This is a genomic window from Gillisia hiemivivida (genome assembly GCF_007997295.1).
Classification (GTDB): Bacteria; Bacteroidota; Bacteroidia; order Flavobacteriales; family Flavobacteriaceae; genus Gillisia; species Gillisia hiemivivida.
The window spans coordinates 1-24,414 of record NZ_VORY01000023.1; the positions used below are offsets into that span (position 1 = coordinate 1).

Consider the following 24,414-nt stretch of genomic DNA (forward strand, 5'->3'; position numbering starts at 1 on the left):
TATAAAAGGATAAGGTCCTATCTATCGGTCGATATATCTTATGATTATCTAGCCATCGGTTGACTCTTACCCCCTTTCACTTATATCTGTAAAACTAGAAATTTATTCCAAATGCAAACATAGGAGCCATCGGGATGCCTAGAATTTTTAAAAATATTTTCCTCCCAAACCATCGGGACATACCTCGTGGGCTTGCCCCGAGGTTCTTGATTCTATCCTGCTCTTTAATGGAAAATACCTTTTGGGTTTTCCCGAGATTTTTAAATTAATTTGAAATTATCACTTTTTTGGAAATTATAGTATCATCCTTATTAGTTATTTTAAGAATATATAATCCTTTGCTCAATTTTCTGGTAGAAAATTCATGGTAATTCTCGTTGGTAATTCCTTTTTTCTCAAAGATCTTCTTGCCTAAACTGTCAAAAAGTACAATATCTCTCGGAGTAGATTTATCAGGAATTCTTATTTCTAATCTAGATTCGGGATTGTTCTGGAATATGCTGAAATTGGTAATATCTTTTACTATATCCCAATTTATATAGATCTGCTCCTTGTTTGTGTAGGTGATTTTAAATCTTTCAGAATATTCGCCAGCCTCCAAATTAAACTTAATTGGCCCATTACTTAGATTGTAATACTGGTTAGTAGAAGAATCCAATAGAAATACTTTGGATGTTATTCGTTTTATTTCAGCAATACTAAAAACGATCTCTGAAGTTTCTGAAAGCACTATAAAAAGGGGGATTTCTTCAAGCTCATCTAATGGCCTAACATTAATAATATAATTCTCGTCTTCAATCATCCAACCCGCATCAGAGCTCAAGTATTCAGGATTAATGGCATCCATTGCATGATCTGCTGCTTTTGTGGCGTTATCGCGCAGCACCAAAAGTATTTGCCTAATGTAGTTGTTCTGTAATTCGATATTTAACCTTAACATGGGGAACTCCTCCTCAGTTTCTAAGCCTTTTCCGCCTCCTTTTTTGGATTTGAACTCAGATAAAAGCTGATCTTCTTTTATAAAGTTCCGGTATTTATTATCGAATGTGATTTTTCCATCTTGGCTTCCAATTACAATAAAGCCTTGACCTATTGGAGAGAACCTTCTGGCGTAATAAGCTCCAATAGTTCCTCCTTCTGAAATTGTATTCCCATAGCCATCAAACTTATTGAAGATAGCCGGCACATATCCGTAAATCCCCCCTCCCGGAGAATAGGCGCCATAACCGCCCTCATATTCTTTCAAATAGTGAGAATCTATATTTTTAGAATCCCAGAAATAAGCAATTCCCGTAGTGCTTTTATTATCCTGAAGAAAGGCATTAAGGTCTAAAGCAGAAGGGTAGGGGTTCCCAATAAGTTTATTGCTTTCTTCCTGAATGTCTAATTCATAAACTCCTGAATTTGGTTTTCCTCGGAGATCATAACGTTGTTGGTTTCCAGGGTTGTTAGGGATATTATAGATGTTTATGGAGGTGTTCGTACCATTCACTCCCTTCATGGTAAACCCTTCTCCTGGCTGAATATTAAAATTGTTCCCAATAAATTCCCAGTCGGAATATTCGTAGCCAGAAAATTTATAGATCCATTTATTAGAGATGCTTAATGGTTGAGAAGTTCCATTATAGTTTGAAGTGATTATTGCTGGCTGACTTTCAGTTTTGGTAACTGGATCAAAAAATAGATTCCCGAAGGAATTATTAGAGCTAGTATTACTAACCGGCATGCTCCAATAATTATAAGTAAAATCACTTGCATTTCCTTCTTGAAATAGAGAGATAATTCCATCTCCACTATTTTTAGAATTGGATTTTCCTTGGATTAACTGTGCTTCTTTTCTTAAATAAATACTGGGTCTTGGTTTCTCTCCAAGATTAGATGTTAAATGAATTCCTTGTTCTACATACACCAGTGCACCTTCAGAATACAAGTAGGTATCTAAATCTTGATATGGTTTTATGTTTAATTGACAATGTGCGTAGAATGGTACAATAAATAGTACTAAAATGTATATTTGCCTCATCGCCTTAATATTTTAATTAAAAATAGTGCTTTAATCCCTCATTGAGGGTTTGATTACCCGAGGCCAGCCCAAAAAGAATTTCATTCAGGCGGGCTTGCCTCGATTATTTAAAAGAATTTTCGGATTCCATACCTTGTGTGCTTGCCCCGAAGTTCTTATTTTAAGTGAATATAGGTATTTAAGTCTTTAAGTGTTAATTATCAGTACATTATGAATAAAAAATACGGTCAACTCATCAATACAATCCTTATCGTAATTGGGGGCGCAATAATAATTTATACTATTTCTGAAGAGGATAGAAACCAATATTTACAGGTCTTGGGTTTGGTCATCATTATGTTTGGATTGTACCGAGCTACCAATTTTTGGATTGAAACAAAGGATGATGAGGACGAAAATAATGAAGAAAAATCTTAAGTATGAAGTTTGAAGTTAATGATAGAGTAGAGGTATTGGATGATGCTTTAAAAGGAAAAGTTATTAATATAGATGGGGAAACTATTTATGTAGAAACGTCTGAAGGTTTTTTAATGGAATTTCATGCTTCAGAATTAGTTAAGATTGAAGAGGAGCAGAGTAGAATGATAGCTTCAGAGAATATTTCTATTTCAGATATAATTAAGGAAAAGCAACCTACAAAACGGGCGAAATCTGTAAAAGTAAAACCTAAAGAACGCAACGCTCCACCTATGGAAGTGGATCTGCATATCGAGAAATTGGTGAATTCCTATAGAGGAATGAGCAATTTCGATATCTTAAACATTCAGTTGGAAACAGCCAAACGACAGATTAATTTTGCTATTAGTAAACGAATCCCAAAGATCGTATTTATACACGGAGTGGGCGAGGGAGTTCTAAAAGCTGAACTAGATTATCTACTAGGGCGATATGATAACCTTAAATTTTACGACGCGAATTTCCAGAAGTATGGCTTAGGAGCTACCGAAGTTTATATTTATCAGAATTCTTAGTTATCAGTTTCAGTTGGTGTAGGTGCTATAATTAAATCTGTAGGGATTGAATTAAAATCTCCCAAATCATAGGATTGGAAAGAGATCACTTCTCCAGTACCATCTTGGCTTTGTAGTTGCAGATTTTCTATGGTAATTATAGATCTATATTTCACCGAAATTTTATTTTCCTTTACAAATGTTACTTCCAGAAAACTATTTGTAACAGCTGGATTTAAGTAATTAGCTAAACCTTCAGCATTAGCGTTTTCTTGAACATTAGGATCTTGAAATGCCTCAGTAACTTCAAATTTAGTCTTTACTTCATCTCCATCGTCATCTTCATCTAGATAATTTGGAGTGCCATCTTCATCGGTATCCCTAAATCTTCCGACAACAGGATCGTCATTAGCATTAGCAGTTTCATTTTTAGTCAGTACATTATCTCCATCGTCGTCAATATCATCAACGTTCATAATCCCATCATCGTCTGTATCTTCATCTAATTCTTCTGCATCTAATACACCATCACCATCTTTATCTGTAACACCTTCTAAATTTCTGTTTGTTGTTATTATAACTTTTCCCCCAACACTTATAAATTCCTCATTTACTTGTGGAGTACTTGGTGGAATATCGGAACAAAAATAAGTTGATGGTACAGTTCCATCATAGGTTCTATAAATAAGCCTGTTAGTGGAGGAGAGGTCAAATTCAATAGTGGGATTGGTAGTTAAAACTTTAGATATCTCGGAAAAAGATGTACTAGTAGCTTGTAGGGAAATGGTTTCGAAAATATCATCATTATTTATTATGTATAAAACCTTTACTTTTCCTTCTTTCCCACAACTTACTAACTGAGCATCATCAAAATCAAAGTTGTTTATTATAATATCACCATCATCACAAGAAGTAAATCCAATAAATAAAAATGCTATATAAAAATACTTGCGCATAGTTTTCGTTTTCAACAAAAATAAAGCATTAGGATTTTATAGCAGAGCATCCCTAAAATAATTTTATTTCTTTTATTTTTGCACCCGATGAGAAAAGTATATTTAGATAGTGCCGCAACCACGCAAATCCGTGATGAAGTTATAGATAGAATGACGACCACAATGAAAGATTTTTACGGAAATCCTTCTTCTATACATAGTTACGGTAGGTCATCTAAATCTTTAATTGAGAACGCTAGGAAGACGATAGCTAACATATTAAATGTAACTGCTGCTGAAATAATCTTTACATCAGGGGGAACCGAAGCCGATAATCTGGCTTTGAATTCTGCCGTGCGAGATCTTGGAGTGAAAAGAATTATCACTTCTAAAATAGAACATCACGCGGTTTTGTATACTGTAGACCAGCTTAAGGAGAGCTATGAGATAGAGGTAGAATATGTAAATATAGATGCTAAGGGTAATGTAGACCTTGTGCATTTAGAAGAATTACTAGCCAATACTGAAGTAAAAACTTTGGTGAGTTTAATGCATGTAAACAACGAAATAGGGAATTTACTGGATGTTCAAAAAGTAGGAACCTTATGCAAAGACCATAAAGCCTTATTTCACTGTGATGCTGTGCAATCTATAGGGCATTATAATATAGATCTTAAGGAAACGCCTATAGATTTTACAGCCGTGAGCGCTCATAAATTTCACGGTCCAAAAGGTGTTGGATTTGCATTTATTCGTAAAAACAGCGGACTTAAACCTTTGATTTTTGGAGGAGAACAGGAACGTGGGCAGCGTGCCGGGACAGAGAGTGTGCATAATATTGTTGGCTTGGAAGAAGCTTTTAAACTGGCTTATGCGAATCTAGAAGAAGAGCAAGCCTATGTGAGTTCTTTAAAAACTTATTTTATAGAGCAATTAGAAGAAAATATTCCTGGAGTTAAATTCAATGGGAACTGCAAGGATTTTTCCAGAAGCACATATACTTTAGTAAATATTTGCTTACCAATTCCACCGGAAAAAGCCTTGATGTTATTGTTTCAATTAGATCTTAAAGGAATTGCTTGCTCTAAAGGTTCTGCTTGCCAGAGTGGAAGCGACAAAGGTTCTCATGTTTTAAGTGCTTTTCTTTCTGAAGAAGATATGAGAAAACCTTCTCTTAGGTTTTCATTCTCAAGATTCAATACAAAAGAGGAGTTGGATTATGTGATCTCTGTACTCAAAGAATTTATGGAGGGTTAAACCCTCATCGAGGGCATATTTCCTTCAAGCCTTTTTTAATATTTAGAAAATATTTTTTATTCTATTTCCTAAAGAAAGTAGCTTCGTAGGTATTGCTGTTACCTACATTATCTATAACGATCAGCTTCAATTTATTTTCGGTTTCAGTAAGTATAGCATCACTAAAATCATGTGTTAAAGTATTGTTCTTATATTCGTATTCCATCAATATGAACTTTCCATTAACAGTTGCTCGATAACTTTTTATTCCTGAAAGATCGTCGGATATTCTTACTTTCAAATTTTCATTACTGGAGATCCATTGCCCATCTTTAAAGTTTACAGGAGATATGGAAGGTGGTTTGACATCTGAAGCCAAAGTATAATCTCCAAAAGTGCGGACACCGGTAGTGAACCTATTCTCTTTTTTATAGGTAGTAGAATAGCTGAGTCTTCCTCTATATCCTAATTTGGCAATAAACATCTTTTCCTTACTTTCTTCAGAATACTCGCTTACATCAAAACCAATAGTGATATTGCTATGGATGGGAGTATTGTCCTCGTGAAAATGAATGGTGTCTCCAGTGAAAGAAATATCCAGAAAAGTATCTTCATATAAACTTCCTTTTGGAATATATACATCAATCCCGTTTTCTTCCACAGTAAATGCTTCATTAGCTTTTACCAGGTAATCGGTCTCTTTGGTGTTTTTCGTGATCGTATTGGTGGGTTGCTGCCCTTTAATAGGCACTCGAATTATTCGCTGATTCCCGGCAAAATCAAGGATAGTAATATTATACAAATAGGTTAAACTATCTTGAATATTAATAGTTCCTTTATCTACAACATTTCTATATACACTTAAAGGATTACTCGGTTGTACGTATAATCTTGTGATCCTGCTTTTATTGTTACTGAAATATTCATAATCTATCAGCTGATTTAAATGTCTCGTTTCTGCAAATGAAAAACGATCGAAATTTAGCTGAAAAATGTTATCTCCATTCAGATTTGTATCAATCTGATAGATCCCATTGTTATTTGGAGCTCCATCCAGTTTATCTGTAGTATTTACGCCAAAGCCAATTTCTCCACAAGCATCTACTTGTTCAGCTTTAAAAGAACCATCTTTTAGCGGAGTAAGTTTTACTCGCTGTCTCTCTCCAGAACCATTTACATGAGCATTCTCTCCTAATGGATATACCCACAAGCTATTTACAGTGGGAGCTTGTGTATCCTTGATCTCAATTCCGAATAAATTAGGATTCATAGGTCGTTGTTGCCCATCCCTTATTTCAAAATGCAAATGCGGACCACCGCTTCCTCCCGTATTACCACTCATAGCAACTAATTCACTGGCAGAAACTTTTAGTTCATCTGCTTTTGGAAAAAGCTCAATTTCATAGGTTTCTTTCGCGTATTGCTGCTTTTTGATATAGGCTTCTATTGCTGGAGAAAATTTTTGAAGATGTCCATAAACAGTAGTGTATCCGTTTGGATGTTGAATATAAAGGGCCTTACCGTATCCGTAGTGCTGGATATTAATTCTGCTTACAAAGCCATCTCCTGCGGCCAATACTTGCAATCCTTCACGTTGTTGTGTCTTTATATCCATCCCAGAGTGAAAGTGATTGGAACGCAATTCTCCAAAAGTACCTGAGAGCACTAAGTCTACAGCTAGGGGGTTTTTAAAGAAATCTGCAGGTATTTTGGATTGAGCTTGAATAGCAGCAGTAAAAAGTAATAATGTTAGGGTTAGGGTCTTCTTCATAGTCATATAAAACAGCATTTTTATGGGGGGATAAATATAATTAAACTTTTAGAGATAATTAAAGCTTTGGTTTAATGTAACTTAGATTAAATTTCACCTATTTTGAAAATAGCTATAAAAGTATTGGGAAATTTCAAGCGGTATGTTAACTTTGTGAATATTAGTAGCGCGTTAAGCTTTTATGAGTGATCTAACCGAAATAGTTGATAGTCTTGAAAATAGAATTAGCAAGTTGCTTCATAAGTATGAAGCTACAAAGCAGTCACAACATTCAATTCAGGAAGAATTAGCAATTTTGAAATTGGAAAATGAACGTTTATCTGAAGAAGTGAAAAATTCAGAAAAACGAATTCATACACTAAAAGCCGCCAACGCGATGCTAGGCAGTAACGATTATAAGAAAGAGACTAAGCTCAAAATAAACGGTTTAATAAGGGAAATTGATCAATGTATTGTTCAACTTTCAGAATAAAAAGAATTAATGTCCGACAAGCTTAAAATTAAATTATCTATTGCAGATCGCGTGTATCCTCTCACCATTCAGGCTGAACAGGAAGAAGGCTTACGTATAGCTGCAAAGAAGATAGAAGCGATGATTAAGCAATTTGAGCAAAGTTATGCCGTAAGGGATAAGCAAGATGTTTTGGCTATGTGTGCCTTACAGTTTGCGGCCCAGACCGAGCAAAAATCTATAGATAATTCTAGCGAAGTGAAACTGATGGAAGAAAAATTGAGGTCACTCAATAATCTTCTTCAGGAACAATTAGCTACCTAGTTCTTTTAAATAGCATTAAGGTTTACTGCCTGTATTAGTGATATATATTTGATAAACTCAACACGAATTCTTTAAAAAGGGTGAGTTTAAGTTGTAAAAGCGAGCCGTCTTCGAGCGGATACTTGATCAGCTTGTTAACCCTATACTTATTTTACGGAGTTTATACAAAATTTGATCTAGTACAGGCTTTTTTATACAATTAAATTAAATATATGGAATCAATAATTATTATGATAGTTGTGGGGATAGTTGGTTTAGCAATTGGATTTGCAGTAGCTAAGTATCTAGAGAAAAATAACGCTTCAAAAATCACTAAAGGTGCTAAAAAGTCTGCAGCCGCCATTTTAAGAGAAGCAAAAGCTGATGCCGAGAACATTAAAAAAGATAAAATTCTTCAAGCTAAAGAGAAGTTTATAGAATTAAAGTCTGAGCATGAAAAAGTGATCCTTTCCCGAGATAAAAAGATCCAAGAGTCTGAAAAAAGAACTCGTGATAAGGAGTCTCTAGTATCTAGTGAACTTGCTAAAAATAAAAATCTAAATAAAGAGATAGAAGACAAGATCAAAGACTACGATCACAGAAACGACTATTTAGAGAAGAAGAAAGAGGATATAGATAAATTGCATCACAGTCAAATCCAGCAATTGGAAGTGATATCTGGATTATCTGCTGAAGATGCGAAGTCTCAGCTTACAGAAACTTTAAGAGATACTGCAAAGGCAGATGCAATGGCGCTTATTCAAGAAACTATTGAAGAGGCTAAACTAACCGCACAGCAAGAAGCTAAGAAGATTATTATAAATACCATTCAAAGAATTGGTACTGAAGAAGCTATTGAGAATTGTGTTTCTGTATTCAATTTGGAGAGCGATGATGTTAAAGGTCGAATTATTGGTAGAGAAGGTAGAAACATTAGAGCGATAGAAGCAGCTACCGGAGTAGAGATCATTGTAGATGATACTCCTGAAGCAATTATTCTTTCTTGTTTTGATAGTGTACGAAGAGAGGTTGCAAGATTGTCACTTCATAAATTGGTTACAGATGGTAGAATACACCCTGCCAGAATTGAAGAAGTGGTTAAGAAAACCAGAAAGCAGATAGACGAAGAAATTATAGACATAGGAAAACGTACTGTTATTGATCTTGGTATCCATGGATTACACCCTGAATTGATCAAAGTAGTAGGTAGAATGAAATATCGTTCTTCTTATGGTCAAAATTTATTACATCACTCAAGAGAAGTAGCTAAGCTATGTGGAGTGATGGCGGCAGAACTTGGTTTGAATCCTAAATTGGCAAAACGTGCAGGACTTTTACATGATATAGGAAAAGTACCAGATACCGAAACAGAAGTACCACACGCGGTGCTTGGAATGCAATGGGCAGAGAAATATGGAGAAAAGCCAGAGGTATGTAATGCAATTGGTGCTCACCATGATGAAATAGAGATGACTTCTTTATTATCTCCAATTATTCAGGTATGTGATGCGATAAGCGGAGCAAGACCTGGAGCAAGAAGACAAGTATTGGATTCTTATATCCAAAGACTTAAAGATCTTGAGGAGATCGCATTTGGATTTGGCGGAGTTAAGAAAGCCTACGCGATTCAGGCAGGTAGAGAGTTGAGAGTAATCGTGGAGAGTGAAAGAGTAACAGATGATAAGGCTGCAAATTTATCTTTTGAGATCTCTCAAAAGATCCAGACAGATATGACGTATCCTGGACAGGTTAAAGTTACTGTGATTAGAGAAACCAGAGCAGTAAATATTGCGAAGTAAATTTAGTATCAAATAATAAAAAAAATCCCGCAATTTGCGGGATTTTTTGGTTTTATAGAATAATATAATTGCTTATTCTTAACCGTCATTCTGTCCCGAGGCTTCGGGAGTTTCAGATTCTATTAATACTATAAATGAGCAAAATAAATGAGACCCTGAAATAAATTACCATTGACATGTTTTATAATTTTCTGATTTATAGATAATTAATACACCTAATTTCTTATTTATTTTTAATACGCTATTTGTTATCATTGATGAAATTCCAAGAATTTGTAAAACAATCCCTTTGGTCTATAACGCTTTGATTAATTTCAATGATTGTTCATTTTTTTGCTTGTCCAAAAAAACGAACCAAAAAAAGGACACTTTTTTGTAGGTGTTTCCAATTATGCTACCGCATAATTAGAACCGTACTTCCACGGCTAAATTTTCTCCAAGGCTTCGAAAATTTTACGCCGTGGAAGCACTACACTTGCAAAAAAGAAGTTCTTAAGAAGATAAATCTACTAGAAACCATTATACGTCAAAAACCTACGCTCTATAAATTTTTTATCACGGGTTACAGGGACTAGATATTATCACGACTGAAGACGGATATACACTAGAAAAATCCTATTGTTCGTCGTAAATATCACTATAGCTATTTCCTTTAGTTACAAAGAATTCTCCAGTAACATATCTAAAGTGTTCATCCAAAGAAGCGATTTGTTTAAGATCTTCTTCATCTAAATTCACTCCCGTACTTTCCATATTCTCTATTATTCTCCCTTCATTAGTAGACTTCGGGATTACGGCAGTTCCACGTAGAGTGTTCCAATTAATTAAAACTTGAGCAGGGGAAGCTCCATGTTTATTCGCGATTTTTTGGATGACCTTATTTTCTAAAAGAGAAGGCTCATCTGCTGCTTTCATAGCGTCCACTCTGTCTCCACTTCCTAATGGAGAATAAGCGGTTAAGTGAATACCATTTTTACTACAAAATTCTATCAATGAGTTTTGTTGCAGGTAGGGATGCAATTCTACTTGATTTACTTCCGGTCCATCCTCGGTTTTAGATAAGAGATCCTTTAATTTGGTTGCGCTAAAATTAGAAACTCCCACATGTCTTGTAAGACCTTCTTTTTTGGCCTCCAGCATCTTGTTCCACGTATCTATGATAGGTGCCTCCTCGAGCGATAAAAAGTCCTCATCCTTTTCCGGGTTAGCTACATCTGGTTTAAAGGCTACTGGCCAGTGTATAAGATATAGATCCAAGTAGTCTAATTGAAGATCTTTTAAGGTTTGCTTAAGTGCTGGAATTACATCTTCAGACTTATGGGCGTTATTCCAAAGTTTCGAAGTGATCCAAAGATCTTCCCGCTTTATGATTCCTTCTTTCAGGACTTCAGAAAGCGCTTCCCCAATTTCAGCTTCATTCCCGTAAACAGCTGCACAATCTATATGTCTGTAACCGTTCTTTATAGCAATTTTTACCGCCTTTCCTACTTCTCCTTTATCAGATTTCCAAGTGCCTAGTCCAATGGAAGGCATTTTATTTCCGTTTTTAAAATTTAAATACTTCATTGTTTTAATTTTTATTGAATTTACTCAGGAAGAAGCTCAATAAAAAATTAATAAGAAGGTTTAGCAAAACATTAATAATTGCTTCTGGGGTGAAAACTATGCATCACTTGTTTTAAATGGCTTTTATCCACGTGCATGTAAATTTCGGTAGTTGTTATGCTTTCGTGTCCCAGCATAAGCTGTATGGCTCTTAAATCGGCTCCATTTTCTAATAAATGAGTAGCAAAGGAATGTCTAAAGGTGTGCGGACTTATTTTCTTCTGAATTCCAGCTTGTTTTGCAAGATTTCTAACGATTGTAAAGATCATCGCTCTGGTAAGAGAATTGCCCCTTCTATTTAAAAATATGATATCTGAAGCTTTTGGATGGATAGTATAATTATTTCTGGAATTTTGAAGATATTCTGTAATATAATTCTCTGTGATGGAACTCACTGGAACAAAGCGTTGTTTGTCTCCCTTCCCGGTAACTTTTATAAATCCTTCTTTAAAGAAAAGATCAGAAATTCTAAGATCTAATAATTCAGATACTCTGAGACCACAGCCATACAAAGTTTCAATAATCGCTCTGTTTCGTTCTCCTTGCGCATTACTTAGATCGATAGCCACTATCATTTTATCAATTTCAGAAAGTGAGAGTACATCTGGGAGTTTCCTTCCAATCTTTGGAGATTCAATAATTTCCATGGGATTATGTTCCCTATATCCTTCAAAGATCAAATAATCAAAAAAACTTTTCAAGCCTGAAATTACTCTGGATTGTGATCTGGGATTTAAAGATTTAGCTATTTCAAAAATAAATTGCTGGAGTATTTCCGCAGAGATCTTTATAGGAGAGATCGAGATCTTATTAGTCTCCAGATGGTTAATAAGCTTATGAATATCTAAAGAATAGTTGGCCACAGAATTATCTGATAGCCCCCGTTCTATTAGCATATAATTCTTATAATCTAGTAAAGCTTGTGCCCAGGTCATATTTATGATTATTAACAAAAGGGGATTTTACAATTGGCAATACTTTAAGTTTGAATAACACTTTCTTAACAAATGTAGGACTAATTTTGCTCGTGAACTTAAAATTTAAACAAATGAAAAAGTCAATTTTATTAATAGGAATAGCTTTGTTAAGTATGGGTGGTTTAAGCGCTCAGGAATATGTAATGTTTGGGGTAAAAGGAGGTATTAACTCCAGTACTTTTAGTGGAGATGGATTTGGAGATTTTGACAATCCCAATTCCAGAACATCTTTTAATTTAGGTCTCTTGGCAGAGATCCCGGTTTCAGACAAATTTTCTGTACAACCAGAGGTCCTTTATTCTGGACAAGGATATGACATTGCCAGTAGAAATGACGCCAATGATGTAGAATATCAATTAGATTATATCAATGTGCCGATATTAGCTAAATATTATTTGATAGAGGGACTTTCTATAGAAGCAGGGCCTCAGATAGGGTTTTTAGTGAATAGTGAAATAGATTCTAATCCAAGTGGAGATAGTGGAGATATTTCCTTAGATGAAGATCAGTTTAATAAAGTAGATATTAGTTTAGGACTTGGAGCTTCCTATAAATTTAGAGGTGGATTTTTTGTGAATGCACGTTATAATTATGGTCTTTCTGATGTTTATGATGATTCTTTTTTCAATAACAGTGATGTAAAACATTCTGTATTTCAGGGTGGAATTGGATTTATGTTCTAGAAAAGAAATTTAAAATGTTTTAAATGCGGAAGATTCTCTTCCGCATTTTTTTTGCTCTCATTTTATTAGGTGTAAAATTGATATTTATGGTACTTTTATTTTTTAAAAACAAGGATATGCCAAGAATCGCTTTATTCATTTTTATAATTTTAACTTCAACATCAATTTTAAATGCACAAAATAGAAGGTCTAAAGACACCAAAGTTGGATTTATTGGGGGCTATGTGTATGCCGAAGTAAATGGAGAAAAAGAGAATGCAAAGTGGAACGATTACGGCTCAGGAGGATATGCTGGCGCATTTGTAGATATTTATATTAACGAAAAATTCCATTTACAACCTGCTGTAAATTTTGCATACGTAAATGACTTTAATATTATTTATTTACCACTTATGCTTAAATATCAAATTGGGCAGAAAGGCTTTAATGTACAGGCAGGAACCCAAGTAACTTATTTATTGGGGGGTGAGGATGATATAGGGACTAAAGATCAATTTGGTTGGGAGCTAGGCGCAGGATTGGGTATGGATATTACCAAATCTATATTTATTCAAGGTAGATATACCTATGAGGTGAGTAGAAGAAAAGTAGATGATTTTTTGGGGTTGCCCTCTCAAGATTTTAAATTCAATAATATAATGATCGGTATTGGTTATAGGTTAAGTCCTGTAGACAGACTATAATAGAATAATCAAGAACCTCAGGGCAAGCCCACGAGGTATGAATTAGAAAATACTTTCAAAAATTCGAGGCAAGCCCGCCTGAATGTTTCGGGCAGGCCTCGGGGAATTAAACCCTCAATGAGGGATTAAATAGCCTCACTTTATCACTAAGTTAATCCTATGAAATTAATTATAATAAACGGTCCTAATCTAAATCTGTTGGGAACTCGAGAACCAGATACTTACGGAAATCAAAATTTCGAAGATTATTTCTCCAAACTTCAATTTCAGTTTAGAGATGCCGAGCTGTCGCATTTTCAGAGTAACATAGAAGGAGAGTTGATCGATGAACTCCAAAAAGCAGATAACGAATTTGATGGTATTATCTTAAATGCCGCGGCTTACACTCATACTTCTATAGGAATAGGAGATGCGGTTAAAGCTATCTCTACTCCAGTGGTAGAAGTCCATATTTCCAATACGTTCTCCAGAGAAAAGTTCCGCCATAAATCTTATATTTCTCCTAATGCTAAAGGGGTAATCCTCGGTTTTGGATTACAAAGTTACGATCTGGCGATCTCGAGTTTTATAAAAGGATAAAGCACATGTACAAAACCTATTTAAATTGGAGTAGTGGAAAGGATGCCGCCTTGGCATTATATAAGCTTCAAAAGACCAAGGAATATCAGGTAGAAAAACTCGTCACTACTGTTAATTCTGAAGTAGATAGAGTTTCAATGCATGGCCTAAGAACCGAGTTACTAGTCAAACAGGCAGAAAGTATTGGTGTGCCCTTAAAACTAATAGAGCTAAAAGAAACAGTTTCAATGGAAACGTATAATGCTGCTATGAATGAAGCTGTTATGGAATTGAAATCTGAAGATTATTCTCATAGTGTTTTTGGAGATATTTTTTTAGAAGATCTCAAAAAGTACCGTGAGGAGCAGTTGGATAAAATGGGAATTGAGGCTGTTTTCCCTCTTTGGAAAAATGATACAAAGGAGTTAATTATCGAATTTATTGACCTTGGATTTAAAGCAATCACGCTATGTATAAATGCGAAAGTTTTAGATAGGTCTTTTTGCGGAAGAGAAGTAGATCTGGAATTTATAAATAGCTTACCTGCAAACGTGGATCCTTGTGGGGAGAATGGAGAATTTCACACTTTTGTTTATGACGGCCCCAATTTTAGAGAGCCTATAAAATTTGAAATTGGAGATATTATCGAAAAAAAATACTCACCTTCTAAAACGGAGGATGATTGCTTTAAAGATAAAACCCCATCTTGGGATACGGCTTTCTGGTATTGTGATCTTATTCCAAAACAATAAATTTTAAACATAAAAAAACTCCGAAATTTAGGAGCTTTTTTATGTTTAAAATAATATAATTATATTTTAATTTTAAAATATTCTAGTTTCCCTGAGCGTAGTCGAACGGTCAAAAACATCTCGACTACGCTCGATGTGACATTTTAATTTATAGATATCAATTAGAACGCGAAACACACACTTTTATAAGTGGATCACTTCTCCATAAGCTGCAGCAACAGCTTCCATCACTGCCTCACTCATCGTTGGGTGTGGGTGAATTGTTTTTAAAACTTCATGTCCTGTAGTTTCTAACTTTCTTCCAAGCACCGCTTCTGCGATCATATCTGTTACCCCGGCACCAATCATATGGCAACCTAACCATTCTCCATATTTAGCATCAAAAATAACTTTTACGAAACCATCCGGAGTTCCGGCAGCTTTTGCTTTTCCAGATGCAGAGAAAGGAAATTTACCAATTTTAAGTTCGTAACCAGCCTCTTTAGCTTGCTTTTCTGTCATACCAACAGATGCGATTTCTGGAGAAGCGTAAGTACATCCAGGGATGTTTCCGTAGTCTATCGCTTCAACATGAACTCCTGCAATCTTTTCTACACAAGTAATACCTTCCGCAGAAGCTACGTGAGCTAATGCAGGACCATCTGTCACATCTCCAATTGCATAAATGCCGGCAACGTTGGTTTGGTACCATTCATTAACAACAATCTTATCTTTATCTGTTTTTATACCAAGTTCTTCTAAACCGATGTTTTCTATATTGGTTTTTATACCAACTGCAGAAAGTACGATCTCTGCTTCAAGAGTTTCTTCCCCTTTTTTGGTCTTAACTTTAGCTTTTATTAATTTTCCTGAAGTGTCTACACTCTCTACCGAAGAATTAGTCATTACTTTAATTCCGGCTTTTTTCACACTTCTTTCAAACTGCTTGGAAACTTCTTCGTCCTCCAAAGGAACAAGATTTGGTAGAAATTCTACTATGGTAACATCTGTTCCCATGGCATTGTAAAAATGGGCAAACTCCACTCCAATTGCTCCAGAACCAACCACGATCATAGATTTTGGTTGTGTCTTTAAAGTCATTGCTTCACGGTACCCAATTACCTTCTTACCATCTTGTTTAAGATTTGGCAATTCTCTAGATCTTGCTCCGGTTGCAACAATTATATGATCTGCTTCAACATCTTTTGTCTTATTATCCTTATCTGTAACCTGAACTTTCTTTCCGCCTTTAAGTTTTCCAAAACCTTCAATAACGTCTATCTTGTTTTTCTTCATTAAGAACTGAACTCCCTTGCTCATTCCATCTGCGACATCTCTACTTCGCTTTACAACAGCTCCAAAATCTTTATCTGGTTTTTGAAGAGTAAGACCATAGTCTTCGGCGTGTTTTAAATAATCGAATACCTGAGCACTTTTAAGTAAGGCTTTGGTTGGGATACAACCCCAATTAAGACATACACCACCAAGTTTTTCCTTTTCGATGATTGCGGTTTTAAAACCAAGTTGTGAAGCGCGAATTGCGGTAACGTAACCTCCTGGACCACTTCCTAGAACAATGATATCGTATTTACTCATATTTCGAAATTTTTATGACATTTTTAGAAGTTGCGAATTTAAGGAATATAAGCCTAAACTGAAAGAATTAGAATTAGTGATATTTCTAGAATGATCATTAAATTAAAAATGGCTCTCCAAGTTAGGAAGAGCCATTGAGAAAATAATTAATTTTTATCTACTTATTGTTTGATCACATCTGCTTGTCTAATATTCAACTCCTTCATAACTGCATTCATATTAGTGAGATCTAATTGTTTTCTATTCTCAGCAAAAGCTGCTGGTAGAACAATAACTCTGAATTTTTGATTTAACCTGAATTCTGAATCTAAAGCGGCGAAATCTAAAAGTGTTCCATTAGAATTAACTCCATCTAAGAAGATAAAAACATCCTCGTAAGTGAAGTCAAAATTATACTGAATCGTTTTGTCTCCTTGAAAATAGGTTTGCGGTAATGCTCTAAATATTTCAATAGGATTTCCGTCAGCGTCGTCTTGTCCATCGCCAACTTTTACATAAACTAATACAGCATCCGATTCGAATACTTCTAGGTTTATATCATCAAAAAATAAGGATAGAGTATAAGAGTTATCTGCAGTGAAATCTCCAGTTACATCTATAGCAGTTCCAATAAATCCACCTACTCCAGTAGGTCCTTCTGGTCCCTGAGGTCCGGGAGGTCCTTGTACACTATCTGAAGTACAAGAAGTAAGTGCAAAAAGAGCACATATTATAAGAGTGGATAATTTTTTCATAATTTAATTTTAAGTTTTAAGAATTTTTATTGAAAGCTATACTTGCCGAATTTACACAAAATCTTTGACCCGTAGGGGTAGGGCCATCGTCAAATACATGACCTAAATGGCTGCCGCAATTGGCACAAAGAATCTCAGTTCTCATCATTCCAAAAGTTTTGTCCTGTACATATTCTACAGTTCCTTCTATAGCATCATCAAAGCTTGGCCATCCGCAACCGCTTTCAAATTTGCTATTGCTTTCAAAGAGTTTTGATTTACAGGCTGCACATTGATATTCTCCATTATCAAAATGAAGATTGTATTTCCCGGAATTTGGAGCTTCAGTACCTTTCTGCCTTAGAACCTTAAATTGTTCTTCAGAAAGTTCTTGTTTCCATTCCTCTTCGGTCTTCTCTACATTATATTTTTTCATATCTAATAACTTATTTAGTATCTGGAATAAACTTCATGGCATCTCCATTTATACAATGTCTTTTTCCAGTTGTTTCACGAGGTCCATCATTAAATAAATGGCCTAAATGCCCACCACAGGTACCACAATGAATTTCATCTCTGGTATATCCTAATTTTGAATCGGATCCCATTTCTATACCGCCTTCAATTGCTCTATCAAAACTTGGCCATCCTGTTCCGCTCATAAATTTGTGCTCTGTTTTGTATAACTTAGTTTCACAGGCAGCACAAACAAAAGTTCCTGGTTCCTTAACATTGTTAAGTTCGCTCGAAAAAGGTCTTTCTGTTCCAGCCTCTATAAGAATATGATATTCTGCGGGGGTTAAAATCTCTTTCCACTCCGCATCTGTTTTTGAGACTTCATATTTAGAAGCTACTTCCTTTGAATTTGTTTCAGTATCACTTTTTTGAGCACTGCTATTACAACTAACAGCAACAACTGCTAAAAATGCAAAAATTAAATTTTTCATGTTTTTTATTTTAAAACTACAAAGATTATACCGTGATGAATGTTGTTATTTTGTTAATTACTTCAGAATCTCCTAAGATCTTTCTGTGCCCTAGACCTTCGGTTATAAATAACTGGCTGTCATGTAGATTTTTGGAAATTTCGTAAGCAGAACTCACGTGTACATCTACGTCATCTTCATCATGTATAACTAGTGTAGGAATTTTGACAGCTTCCGCAGAAAATGCTCCGGAGTAATTATCCATATCTTCTCCAAACTTTGAATCAAAATAGGATTTCATCTTTTTAGCAACCTCATCATTTAGTTGCATATTTTGTGCAAAGTCCTTTGTAATATGGGTTACGCTATTGGCTGTTCCAATAACCACCAGTTTGTTCAAGGATAGACCATCTTTTACTGCCTTTAGAATAGACATACCTCCTAAAGAATGTCCTATAGCCGCGTGAAATGGACCAAAAATTTTTTCTAGATGATGGATAGATTCAATGAAAAATGGCATCATACTAATTTTACCGGGTGCTTTTCCATGAGCTGGAGCATCAAAAGTGATTACTTCAAAACCCTTTTCCACAAGTTTCTTTGCAATAAGTGCCATTTGAGTCCCGGTACCACTCCAACCATGAATTAGCAGTACCTTATGTTTAGCTTTGCCATAGTGATAAACTACAATTTCTCTATTTATCGAAGGGACATGTATAGATTCTTGAATAGAATTAGTGTCCATCTCTTTTTCTCTCTCCGGTATTTTATATTTAAAGGGAGTTAAAAAGAGTCTTGCTGCAAATCTGCTAGCAATAAAAGGAGAGATTGCGGTTAAAATTTTACCAATTCTGAGTATATATTTTGGAACAAGTAAGACTTGAACTGGTTTCTTTTTATCAGTCATTTGAGTCATAAAATAATTTAGAAGCGCCAAGTTAAATAAATTTCCAAGAGAATAGGATTAAGAAGTATAGTAAAGAAATATAATAATGGTATCATTTTTGAAAAACGATAACTGTTAAAGCAAGCATAAACCTTCTTTACTGAGGGGCGTTGTTTTGTATTTTTATCAACCTAAAACCAAAAATCATGAGAATTAAAAATTTATTTATAGCAGTTTTTGCTGTGTTTGTTATGCTTGGTTGTAAAACCAATCCCTTTACTGGAGAGAAAAACTTGAATTTTGTATCTAACGATCAAATATTTCCTGCAGCATTTGCTCAGTACGATCAGTTTTTATCTGAAAATAAAGTGGTAACAGGTACTACTGAAGCGAGAATGGTGAAAAATGTGGGACAGAAAATAGTTACAGCTTCTGAAAGATATTTAAATGCGAATGGATACCAAGGATATTTAAAAGATTTCGCTTGGGAATTTAATTTAGTAGATGATGAGGCGGTGAATGCATGGGCTATGCCAGGAGGAAAGGTAGTAGCTTATACAGGTATTTTGCCAGTTGCTGAAGATGAAACAGGCTTAGCTGTAGTTATGGCTCATGAGGTTGCACACGCTTTGGCCGATCATGGTGCACAACGTATGAGTGCTGCACAATTACAACAGTTAGGAGCTGTAGCAGGAAGTGTTGCAGTTAGTGGAAGAAGCCAACAAACTCAACAGATATTTGCTCAGGCCTACGGATTAGGTTCTCAGTTAGGAGTAATGTTACCTTTTAGCAGAAGTCACGAAACTGAAGCTGATAGAATTGGATTAACATTAATGGCTATAGCTGGATATGATCCAGCTGAAGCTGCAGGTCTTTGGAGAAGAATGGCTGCGCAAAGTAGTGGGCAGGCACCACCAGAGTTCTTAAGTACTCACCCTTCTTCTCAAACCAGAATTAATAATCTTACGAAATGGGCTCCGGCAGCTAAAGCTGAAGCAGCTAAATATGGTGTGACTTCATTTAAATAAAGGGTTCATTACAAATTTTTTAAAGCCGTTCTTATAGAGCGGCTTTTTTTGTTATTTTTAAAAAATGAAATATCCCCCTAAAGGAAGCAAGAAATTATTAAATGCCTGGGCATTTTATGATTGGGCCAACTCTGTTTACAGTTTGGTGATCGCTTCAGCAATCTTCCCGATTTTTTATGGTGCTATTACAATTGTAAAAGATAGCGATGGTAAGATTATAGATGATACCATAAATTTTATGGGATTTAATTTTAACAACGACTCTTTAATTAGCTATGTTACCGCCTTAGCATTCTTGGTAGTTTCTATTTTTAGTCCTTTTTTGTCTGGGATCTCAGATTATGTTGGGAATAAGAAATCCTTTTTAAAATTCTTTTGCTATTTGGGAGCTATTTCTTGCATCGGCCTTTTTTGGTTTAGTCTAGATTTTCTGTGGTTCGGTTTGTTATGCTATTTCTTTGCACTTATAGGCTTCTGGTCTAGTTTAGTGTTTTATAATTCATATTTACCAGATATTGCTTTTCCAGAGCAACAAGATAAAATTAGCGCGAAAGGTTTTTCTTTGGGGTACATAGGAAGTGTGATCCTGCTGATTATATGTTTGATCATGATCATGAAATATGAATGGTTTGGGTTTGAAGATGAGGGTTTACCAACAAGATTGTCTTTTGTTTTAACTGGAATTTGGTGGATTGGATTTAGCCAATACACTTACAAGTATTTACCAAAAGGGAATAAGAAGGAAAAGCTTACTAGGAATGTTCTTTTTAATGGATTTAAAGAAATAAAGAAAATTTGGTTTGCTCTTAAACATCAGGTTAGGCTTAGCAGATATTTAATGGCTTTTTTTACGTACAGTATGGCCGTGCAAACCATTATGCTTATTGCTACCTATTTTGGAATAGAGGAATTGGACTGGGGAGAACAAGATGCTACAACAGGTTTAATTGTAAGTATTTTACTGATACAGTTAGTCGCAGTTGTAGGTGCAACTTTAACTTCTAGAATAGCCTTGAAAATAGGAAATATTAGAACTCTTATATATTTGAATATTTTCTGGATCCTAATATGTATTTATGCATATTTCATAATAACCCCACAAGAATTTTATGTGGCTGCGGCAGCGGTAGGTCTAGTAATGGGCGGCATTCAGGCTTTATCTCGATCTACTTATTCTAAAATGATTCCTGAGAACACTTTGGATACGGCAAGTTACTTTAGTTTTTATGATGTTTCTGAAAAGATCGGAATTGTAATTGGGATGTCTATGTATGGGATAGTTGCTCAATTAACAGGAAGTGTTCGTAATGCCATCCTATTTTTAATAGTCTTTTTTGTAGCTGGGGTGTTTTTGTTATTGAGAGTACCAAAAACTAATAATCCAGTAAAAGTAGATTAACTCTTACTGGATCATTATAGTTTATAGATCTAATTTTGAATATTAATTTCTAGATATATCTCCAGAACCAGATGTTTTAAAATCCTGTTTTTCTGGATTTCCTTTATAACTTATATCGCCAGAACCAGAAACGCGAGCTTTCAAGGATTGGGATGCGGAAACCTGAATATCTCCAGAACCTGAAACTGCAGCTTCTACAATTTCAGCATTTAAACTATAGGCCATAAAATCTCCAGATCCGGTTACTTTGCAGTTGAATTCTCTTGCTTTTCCATTTAATTTAATATCACCAGAACCTGTAATAGATCCCCATAATTCTTTTGCTTCAACATTAAGATTTATATCTCCAGAACCAGTAACTCCTACTTTCAGCTCATTAGCCCTTATTACACCAGTGTTGGAAACATCTCCAGATCCGGTTACATAAAGACTACTAATAGTCTCTACAGGAACAGTCACTCGGATACTCATATTTCGGGATGGATTTAAAGACACATCCTTTTCAACAGAAATTTTGAGTTTTCCATCTTCAACTTCAGTTAGAATATATTCCTGTAAATTACTTTCTGCTTCTACTTTAATTTTCCCCTCGGTGCCAGAAATAATTTGAACATCTAAAGAACCCACTAAGGCAATTCCGTCGTAATTGGAAGTGCTGCGGGTATCCGTTACCATATTGCCATTTCCATTTACTTTTTTATTTCCCCACCATTGGGCATTCATAGTGGTAGACCCCATAAGTACAAGAGCTAATAAAAGAATTACTTTTTTCATGATTGATTTGTTTTAGTTATTGGTTTATTTTTTTTGAAATGTGATACTTGCGTAGTTGCTTCTTACCACAATGTTACTCGAGTTTCCAGATTTTAGATAATACCCAGAATAACTTTTTTTATTTGATTCATCATTTTTCTTTTGAACATCTAATCCATCCATCCCATCAATTCCTCCATAAGTGGATACGATATCAAAATCGAAAGCTTGATCCATTGCATAGCCAATTTTTACTCCAGCGTAATTGGATTTAATTTTAATGTCTCTAGCTCCCTTCATAATTTTATTTATTTCGAGACTTCCATAGTCTAGATCAAGATCTAAAGATTGATAAACTTGTCCAATTTTAGTGCTTACATAATCTGCGTTTCCATCAAGTTTTCTAAGCTTGTCTATATTTAAACTCCCATAATCTCCATTGTATTTTAGATACTCTACTTTTCTTATTTTGCTTTTAGAATAATCTGCATTGATATCTAGCGTTTTTGCGTCCTCTATTTCAAATTCAGAATAATCTGCATTTATTACTGCATTTTTAACAACTCTTATATGGCTGTTTCTCGAATAGTCAATATTAATTTGATTACTATTTCCTAACAGTTCTCCGATATCGATGCTTCCATAATCACAATTTATTTTTGCGTTCCCAGTTAATTTATCCAGATAGATATTTCCGTAGTCATTAATAAGATGGACATTATTTGTAATGGGGGCCTTAATAATATAATTTATCTCCATATTCAAATTATTATTTTCTCCAAAGATCATATCCCACCAGGATCTATTTTCTTCTTCAAAATAGGTTTTAGCACTTACCCCTTCAGAAGATTGATCAAATTTCACGAAGATCTCTTCTAGCTTTTCTTTTACTTTTTGTTCGTCATTTCCATTTACTTTAATGACTACTTCAATCTGAACTTTATTCTGGCTCCAAGTAGAGACATCTATATTTCCATAGCTATTGTCAATCTTAAGTAGGGCATCTGCAGCTACATCATAAGATTTGGAGATCTTTTTCTCTTTAGTATGTTTGCCAGAAACTTTATCTAAAGTTGTATCGTTCTCAACGGAATTTGCAACTGCAGGATACGTTACTGCAAGGATTAATATATTAAATAACAGTGCTTTCATTTTTATAGTTTTTTAGTTCTTTAATTTCTTCAATTTGGGTTAAAACGTCATTTAGGAGATCTATACGTTGTTGCAAGTTGGAAACCATTGCAAATACTACTCGCTTATCCTTCCCACTCTTAGAAAGGTCTACTTTAAGTTTTTTATATTCTTTATCTAAACGTTCCAGTTGCACTAAGGCATCATCGATTATAATTTTCGTTTCAGGAGATTTAGAAGCATTTACCTTTTCCAGTTCTGCTCTTATAGCATTCGCATAAAAATCTTGCGTTTCTTTCATTTCCGGAGAAATAGCAGCAAGCCCTGCAGGCTTCGATAAAATGTTTGAACTTAAAAAGCTGCCAGCAATAAGTATTATAAAAACAATACTCGCAGCAATGGCTATCCAGGATTTCCATAAAGGTCTAACAGGACTTTCGCTTCTGGAGCTTTTTAATTTTCGGGACTCCTTTAATTTATATAGAAAACGTTCTTCATGACCAGTTTCTGGCTCTTCCAGATCGCAGTCTTCGTTTATAAAGAGTTTATATAATTCTTCATCTTTCATTTCCTGATACTATTTTTCTTAATTGTTCTTTTGCTCTAGAAATGGTAGTTCTACAATTAGCAGGGCTTAATTTTAGGATCTCACAAATTTCATCATAATCATAGCCTTCAATTAAATGAAGGCTAAGAACGACTCTATAACTTTCTTTTAGTAATTCGAACTTTTTTAAAATATGCTGAATTTTACACTTGTTTTCCTCTTCTTCAATAATACCTATTCCGTCTCCTTCAGTAATTTCATTCCTAAATTCATCATTATAGGAAACCTGTGTGTATTTTATTCTTTTGTTATAGGCATTGATACTTAGGTTTACTACAATTTTCTTGATCCAGGCCCCAAATGTCGATTTCCCTTCAAAAGTATGTATCTTAGAAAAAGCCTTGATAAACCCTTCTTGCATAATGTCTTCAGCTTCCGCAGAATCCTTTACAATTCTGAGCGCTGTATTATACATCGCTTTGTAATATTTCTTATATACTTCTAATTGTGCTCGATGCTCCTGTTTTTGGCAACGTACAATCAAATCTTCTGTGTAAGTAATACTTGGTGTCAAGAAATTTCTATTAGGCTTCTACTTTAAAGATACCTATGTTTTTAAATTGTTACAGTTTCTGAAAAAAAAGTTGAATTCTTTTTGGTGGCATAACAATTGAAATAAAAGATTAAAATAATACCCGCTACGTGCAGAGGCAGTAGGATTAAACCCTAG

26 protein-coding genes and 1 other RNA gene are annotated in these 24,414 nt (G+C 34.9%); 13 read left to right on the forward strand and 14 right to left on the reverse strand.

All coding sequences use genetic code 11. The annotated features are described in order from the left end of the window. Nucleotides 1–265: 265 nt before the first annotated feature. The gene (locus tag ES724_RS14200) at nucleotides 266–2,023 is read right to left on the reverse strand and encodes a T9SS type A sorting domain-containing protein (protein WP_146934023.1); all 1,758 of its coding nucleotides are present in this window, start codon (nucleotides 2,021–2,023) and stop codon (nucleotides 266–268) included. Between the two features lie 210 nt (nucleotides 2,024–2,233). On the opposite strand from ES724_RS14200, the gene ES724_RS14205 reads away from it, so the two are divergent. Both ES724_RS14205 and ES724_RS14210 read left to right on the forward strand, forming a co-directional pair. Further along, nucleotides 2,234–2,440 (forward strand): hypothetical protein, encoded by a 207-nt coding sequence (locus ES724_RS14205; protein ID WP_026838824.1) that lies wholly within the window; start codon nucleotides 2,234–2,236, stop codon nucleotides 2,438–2,440. A gap of 2 nt (nucleotides 2,441–2,442) precedes the next feature. Beyond that, a complete protein-coding gene (locus ES724_RS14210) occupies nucleotides 2,443–2,994 on the forward strand; it encodes a Smr/MutS family protein (RefSeq protein ID WP_146934026.1) in 552 nt (183 codons plus the stop codon). On the opposite strand, the gene ES724_RS14215 is transcribed toward ES724_RS14210, so the two are convergent. Next, nucleotides 2,991–3,929, reverse strand: coding sequence for a hypothetical protein (locus ES724_RS14215; protein WP_146934028.1), 939 nt, complete (start codon nucleotides 3,927–3,929; stop codon nucleotides 2,991–2,993). The genes ES724_RS14210 and ES724_RS14215 overlap by 4 nt on opposite strands. A gap of 87 nt (nucleotides 3,930–4,016) precedes the next feature. On the opposite strand from ES724_RS14215, the gene ES724_RS14220 reads away from it, so the two are divergent. Then, a complete protein-coding gene (locus ES724_RS14220; RefSeq protein WP_146934031.1) occupies nucleotides 4,017–5,165 on the forward strand; it encodes a cysteine desulfurase family protein in 1,149 nt (382 codons plus the stop codon). Nucleotides 5,166–5,226: 61 nt separating this feature from the next. Here the strand turns inward: ES724_RS14220 and ES724_RS14225 are convergent, their stop codons facing one another. Next, nucleotides 5,227–6,921: a M23 family metallopeptidase gene (locus ES724_RS14225; protein WP_146934033.1), complete on the reverse strand. Its 1,695-nt coding sequence runs from the start codon at nucleotides 6,919–6,921 to the stop codon at nucleotides 5,227–5,229. 175 nt (nucleotides 6,922–7,096) lie between these two features. Between ES724_RS14225 and ES724_RS14230 the strand changes: the two genes are divergently transcribed. From ES724_RS14230 to rny, 4 genes are all read left to right on the forward strand, one after another. Then, on the forward strand, nucleotides 7,097–7,387 hold the full coding sequence (locus tag ES724_RS14230; protein WP_146934036.1) for a DNA replication initiation control protein YabA: 291 nt from the start codon (nucleotides 7,097–7,099) through the stop codon (nucleotides 7,385–7,387). 9 nt (nucleotides 7,388–7,396) lie between these two features. Further along, on the forward strand, nucleotides 7,397–7,690 hold the full coding sequence (locus tag ES724_RS14235) for a cell division protein ZapA (RefSeq protein ID WP_026838818.1): 294 nt from the start codon (nucleotides 7,397–7,399) through the stop codon (nucleotides 7,688–7,690). Between the two features lie 55 nt (nucleotides 7,691–7,745). Further along, nucleotides 7,746–7,852: non-coding RNA, 6S RNA (gene ssrS, locus ES724_RS14240), on the forward strand. A gap of 50 nt (nucleotides 7,853–7,902) precedes the next feature. Then, on the forward strand, nucleotides 7,903–9,468 hold the full coding sequence (rny, locus tag ES724_RS14245) for a ribonuclease Y (protein WP_146934039.1): 1,566 nt from the start codon (nucleotides 7,903–7,905) through the stop codon (nucleotides 9,466–9,468). A gap of 615 nt (nucleotides 9,469–10,083) precedes the next feature. Here rny and ES724_RS14250 read toward each other — a convergent pair. Both ES724_RS14250 and xerD read right to left on the reverse strand, forming a co-directional pair. Next, nucleotides 10,084–11,034 carry an aldo/keto reductase gene (locus ES724_RS14250; RefSeq protein WP_146934042.1) on the reverse strand — a complete coding sequence of 317 codons (951 nt, stop codon included), beginning with the start codon at nucleotides 11,032–11,034 and terminating at the stop codon, nucleotides 10,084–10,086. Nucleotides 11,035–11,105: 71 nt separating this feature from the next. After that, nucleotides 11,106–12,008, reverse strand: coding sequence for a site-specific tyrosine recombinase XerD (xerD, locus tag ES724_RS14255; protein ID WP_146934045.1), 903 nt, complete (start codon nucleotides 12,006–12,008; stop codon nucleotides 11,106–11,108). Nucleotides 12,009–12,121: 113 nt separating this feature from the next. Between xerD and ES724_RS14260 the strand changes: the two genes are divergently transcribed. The 4 genes from ES724_RS14260 to ES724_RS14275 all read left to right on the forward strand — a co-directional run bounded on the left by ES724_RS14260 (nucleotide 12,122) and on the right by ES724_RS14275 (nucleotide 14,726). Then, nucleotides 12,122–12,733, forward strand: coding sequence for a porin family protein (locus tag ES724_RS14260; RefSeq protein ID WP_146934048.1), 612 nt, complete (start codon nucleotides 12,122–12,124; stop codon nucleotides 12,731–12,733). Nucleotides 12,734–12,819: 86 nt separating this feature from the next. Next, nucleotides 12,820–13,416, forward strand: a complete 597-nt coding sequence (locus tag ES724_RS14265; RefSeq protein ID WP_170249906.1) for an outer membrane beta-barrel protein — start codon at nucleotides 12,820–12,822, stop codon at nucleotides 13,414–13,416. A 159-nt stretch (nucleotides 13,417–13,575) separates the two neighbouring features. Next, the gene (gene aroQ, locus ES724_RS14270) at nucleotides 13,576–13,995 is read left to right on the forward strand and encodes a type II 3-dehydroquinate dehydratase (RefSeq protein ID WP_146934054.1); all 420 of its coding nucleotides are present in this window, start codon (nucleotides 13,576–13,578) and stop codon (nucleotides 13,993–13,995) included. Nucleotides 13,996–14,000: 5 nt separating this feature from the next. Continuing rightward, nucleotides 14,001–14,726: a Dph6-related ATP pyrophosphatase gene (locus ES724_RS14275; RefSeq protein WP_146934057.1), complete on the forward strand. Its 726-nt coding sequence runs from the start codon at nucleotides 14,001–14,003 to the stop codon at nucleotides 14,724–14,726. 183 nt (nucleotides 14,727–14,909) lie between these two features. On the opposite strand, the gene lpdA is transcribed toward ES724_RS14275, so the two are convergent. The 5 genes from lpdA to ES724_RS14300 form a co-directional block, all read right to left on the reverse strand. Further along, complete coding sequence (gene lpdA, locus ES724_RS14280; RefSeq protein ID WP_146934060.1) at nucleotides 14,910–16,301, reverse strand: dihydrolipoyl dehydrogenase; 1,392 nt, start codon at nucleotides 16,299–16,301, stop codon at nucleotides 14,910–14,912. 161 nt (nucleotides 16,302–16,462) lie between these two features. After that, the gene (locus ES724_RS14285) at nucleotides 16,463–17,035 is read right to left on the reverse strand and encodes a collagen-like protein (RefSeq protein WP_146934063.1); all 573 of its coding nucleotides are present in this window, start codon (nucleotides 17,033–17,035) and stop codon (nucleotides 16,463–16,465) included. A 16-nt stretch (nucleotides 17,036–17,051) separates the two neighbouring features. Further along, a complete protein-coding gene (gene msrB, locus ES724_RS14290; protein ID WP_146934066.1) occupies nucleotides 17,052–17,450 on the reverse strand; it encodes a peptide-methionine (R)-S-oxide reductase MsrB in 399 nt (132 codons plus the stop codon). 10 nt (nucleotides 17,451–17,460) lie between these two features. After that, nucleotides 17,461–17,961 (reverse strand): peptide-methionine (R)-S-oxide reductase MsrB, encoded by a 501-nt coding sequence (msrB, locus tag ES724_RS14295; RefSeq protein ID WP_146934069.1) that lies wholly within the window; start codon nucleotides 17,959–17,961, stop codon nucleotides 17,461–17,463. Between the two features lie 25 nt (nucleotides 17,962–17,986). Next, complete coding sequence (locus tag ES724_RS14300) at nucleotides 17,987–18,847, reverse strand: alpha/beta hydrolase (protein WP_146934071.1); 861 nt, start codon at nucleotides 18,845–18,847, stop codon at nucleotides 17,987–17,989. 185 nt (nucleotides 18,848–19,032) lie between these two features. On the opposite strand from ES724_RS14300, the gene ES724_RS14305 reads away from it, so the two are divergent. Together ES724_RS14305 and ES724_RS14310 are read left to right on the forward strand one after the other, a co-directional pair. Next, on the forward strand, nucleotides 19,033–19,854 hold the full coding sequence (locus tag ES724_RS14305; RefSeq protein WP_146934073.1) for a M48 family metallopeptidase: 822 nt from the start codon (nucleotides 19,033–19,035) through the stop codon (nucleotides 19,852–19,854). 64 nt (nucleotides 19,855–19,918) lie between these two features. Continuing rightward, the gene (locus tag ES724_RS14310) at nucleotides 19,919–21,253 is read left to right on the forward strand and encodes an MFS transporter (RefSeq protein WP_146934076.1); all 1,335 of its coding nucleotides are present in this window, start codon (nucleotides 19,919–19,921) and stop codon (nucleotides 21,251–21,253) included. Nucleotides 21,254–21,295: 42 nt separating this feature from the next. On the opposite strand, the gene ES724_RS14315 is transcribed toward ES724_RS14310, so the two are convergent. From ES724_RS14315 to ES724_RS14330, 4 genes are read right to left on the reverse strand one after another with little or no spacing between them, the layout of a single operon-like run. Next, nucleotides 21,296–22,027 (reverse strand): head GIN domain-containing protein, encoded by a 732-nt coding sequence (locus tag ES724_RS14315; RefSeq protein WP_146934077.1) that lies wholly within the window; start codon nucleotides 22,025–22,027, stop codon nucleotides 21,296–21,298. Nucleotides 22,028–22,051: 24 nt separating this feature from the next. Beyond that, on the reverse strand, nucleotides 22,052–23,158 hold the full coding sequence (locus ES724_RS14320; RefSeq protein WP_146934080.1) for a hypothetical protein: 1,107 nt from the start codon (nucleotides 23,156–23,158) through the stop codon (nucleotides 22,052–22,054). Continuing rightward, the gene (locus ES724_RS14325) at nucleotides 23,139–23,705 is read right to left on the reverse strand and encodes a DUF4179 domain-containing protein (RefSeq protein ID WP_146934083.1); all 567 of its coding nucleotides are present in this window, start codon (nucleotides 23,703–23,705) and stop codon (nucleotides 23,139–23,141) included. Before ES724_RS14325 ends, ES724_RS14320 begins: the two co-directional genes overlap by 20 nt. Then, nucleotides 23,695–24,258 (reverse strand): RNA polymerase sigma factor, encoded by a 564-nt coding sequence (locus tag ES724_RS14330; RefSeq protein WP_146934085.1) that lies wholly within the window; start codon nucleotides 24,256–24,258, stop codon nucleotides 23,695–23,697. The genes ES724_RS14325 and ES724_RS14330 overlap by 11 nt, the downstream gene beginning before the upstream one ends. Nucleotides 24,259–24,414 lie beyond the last annotated feature (156 nt).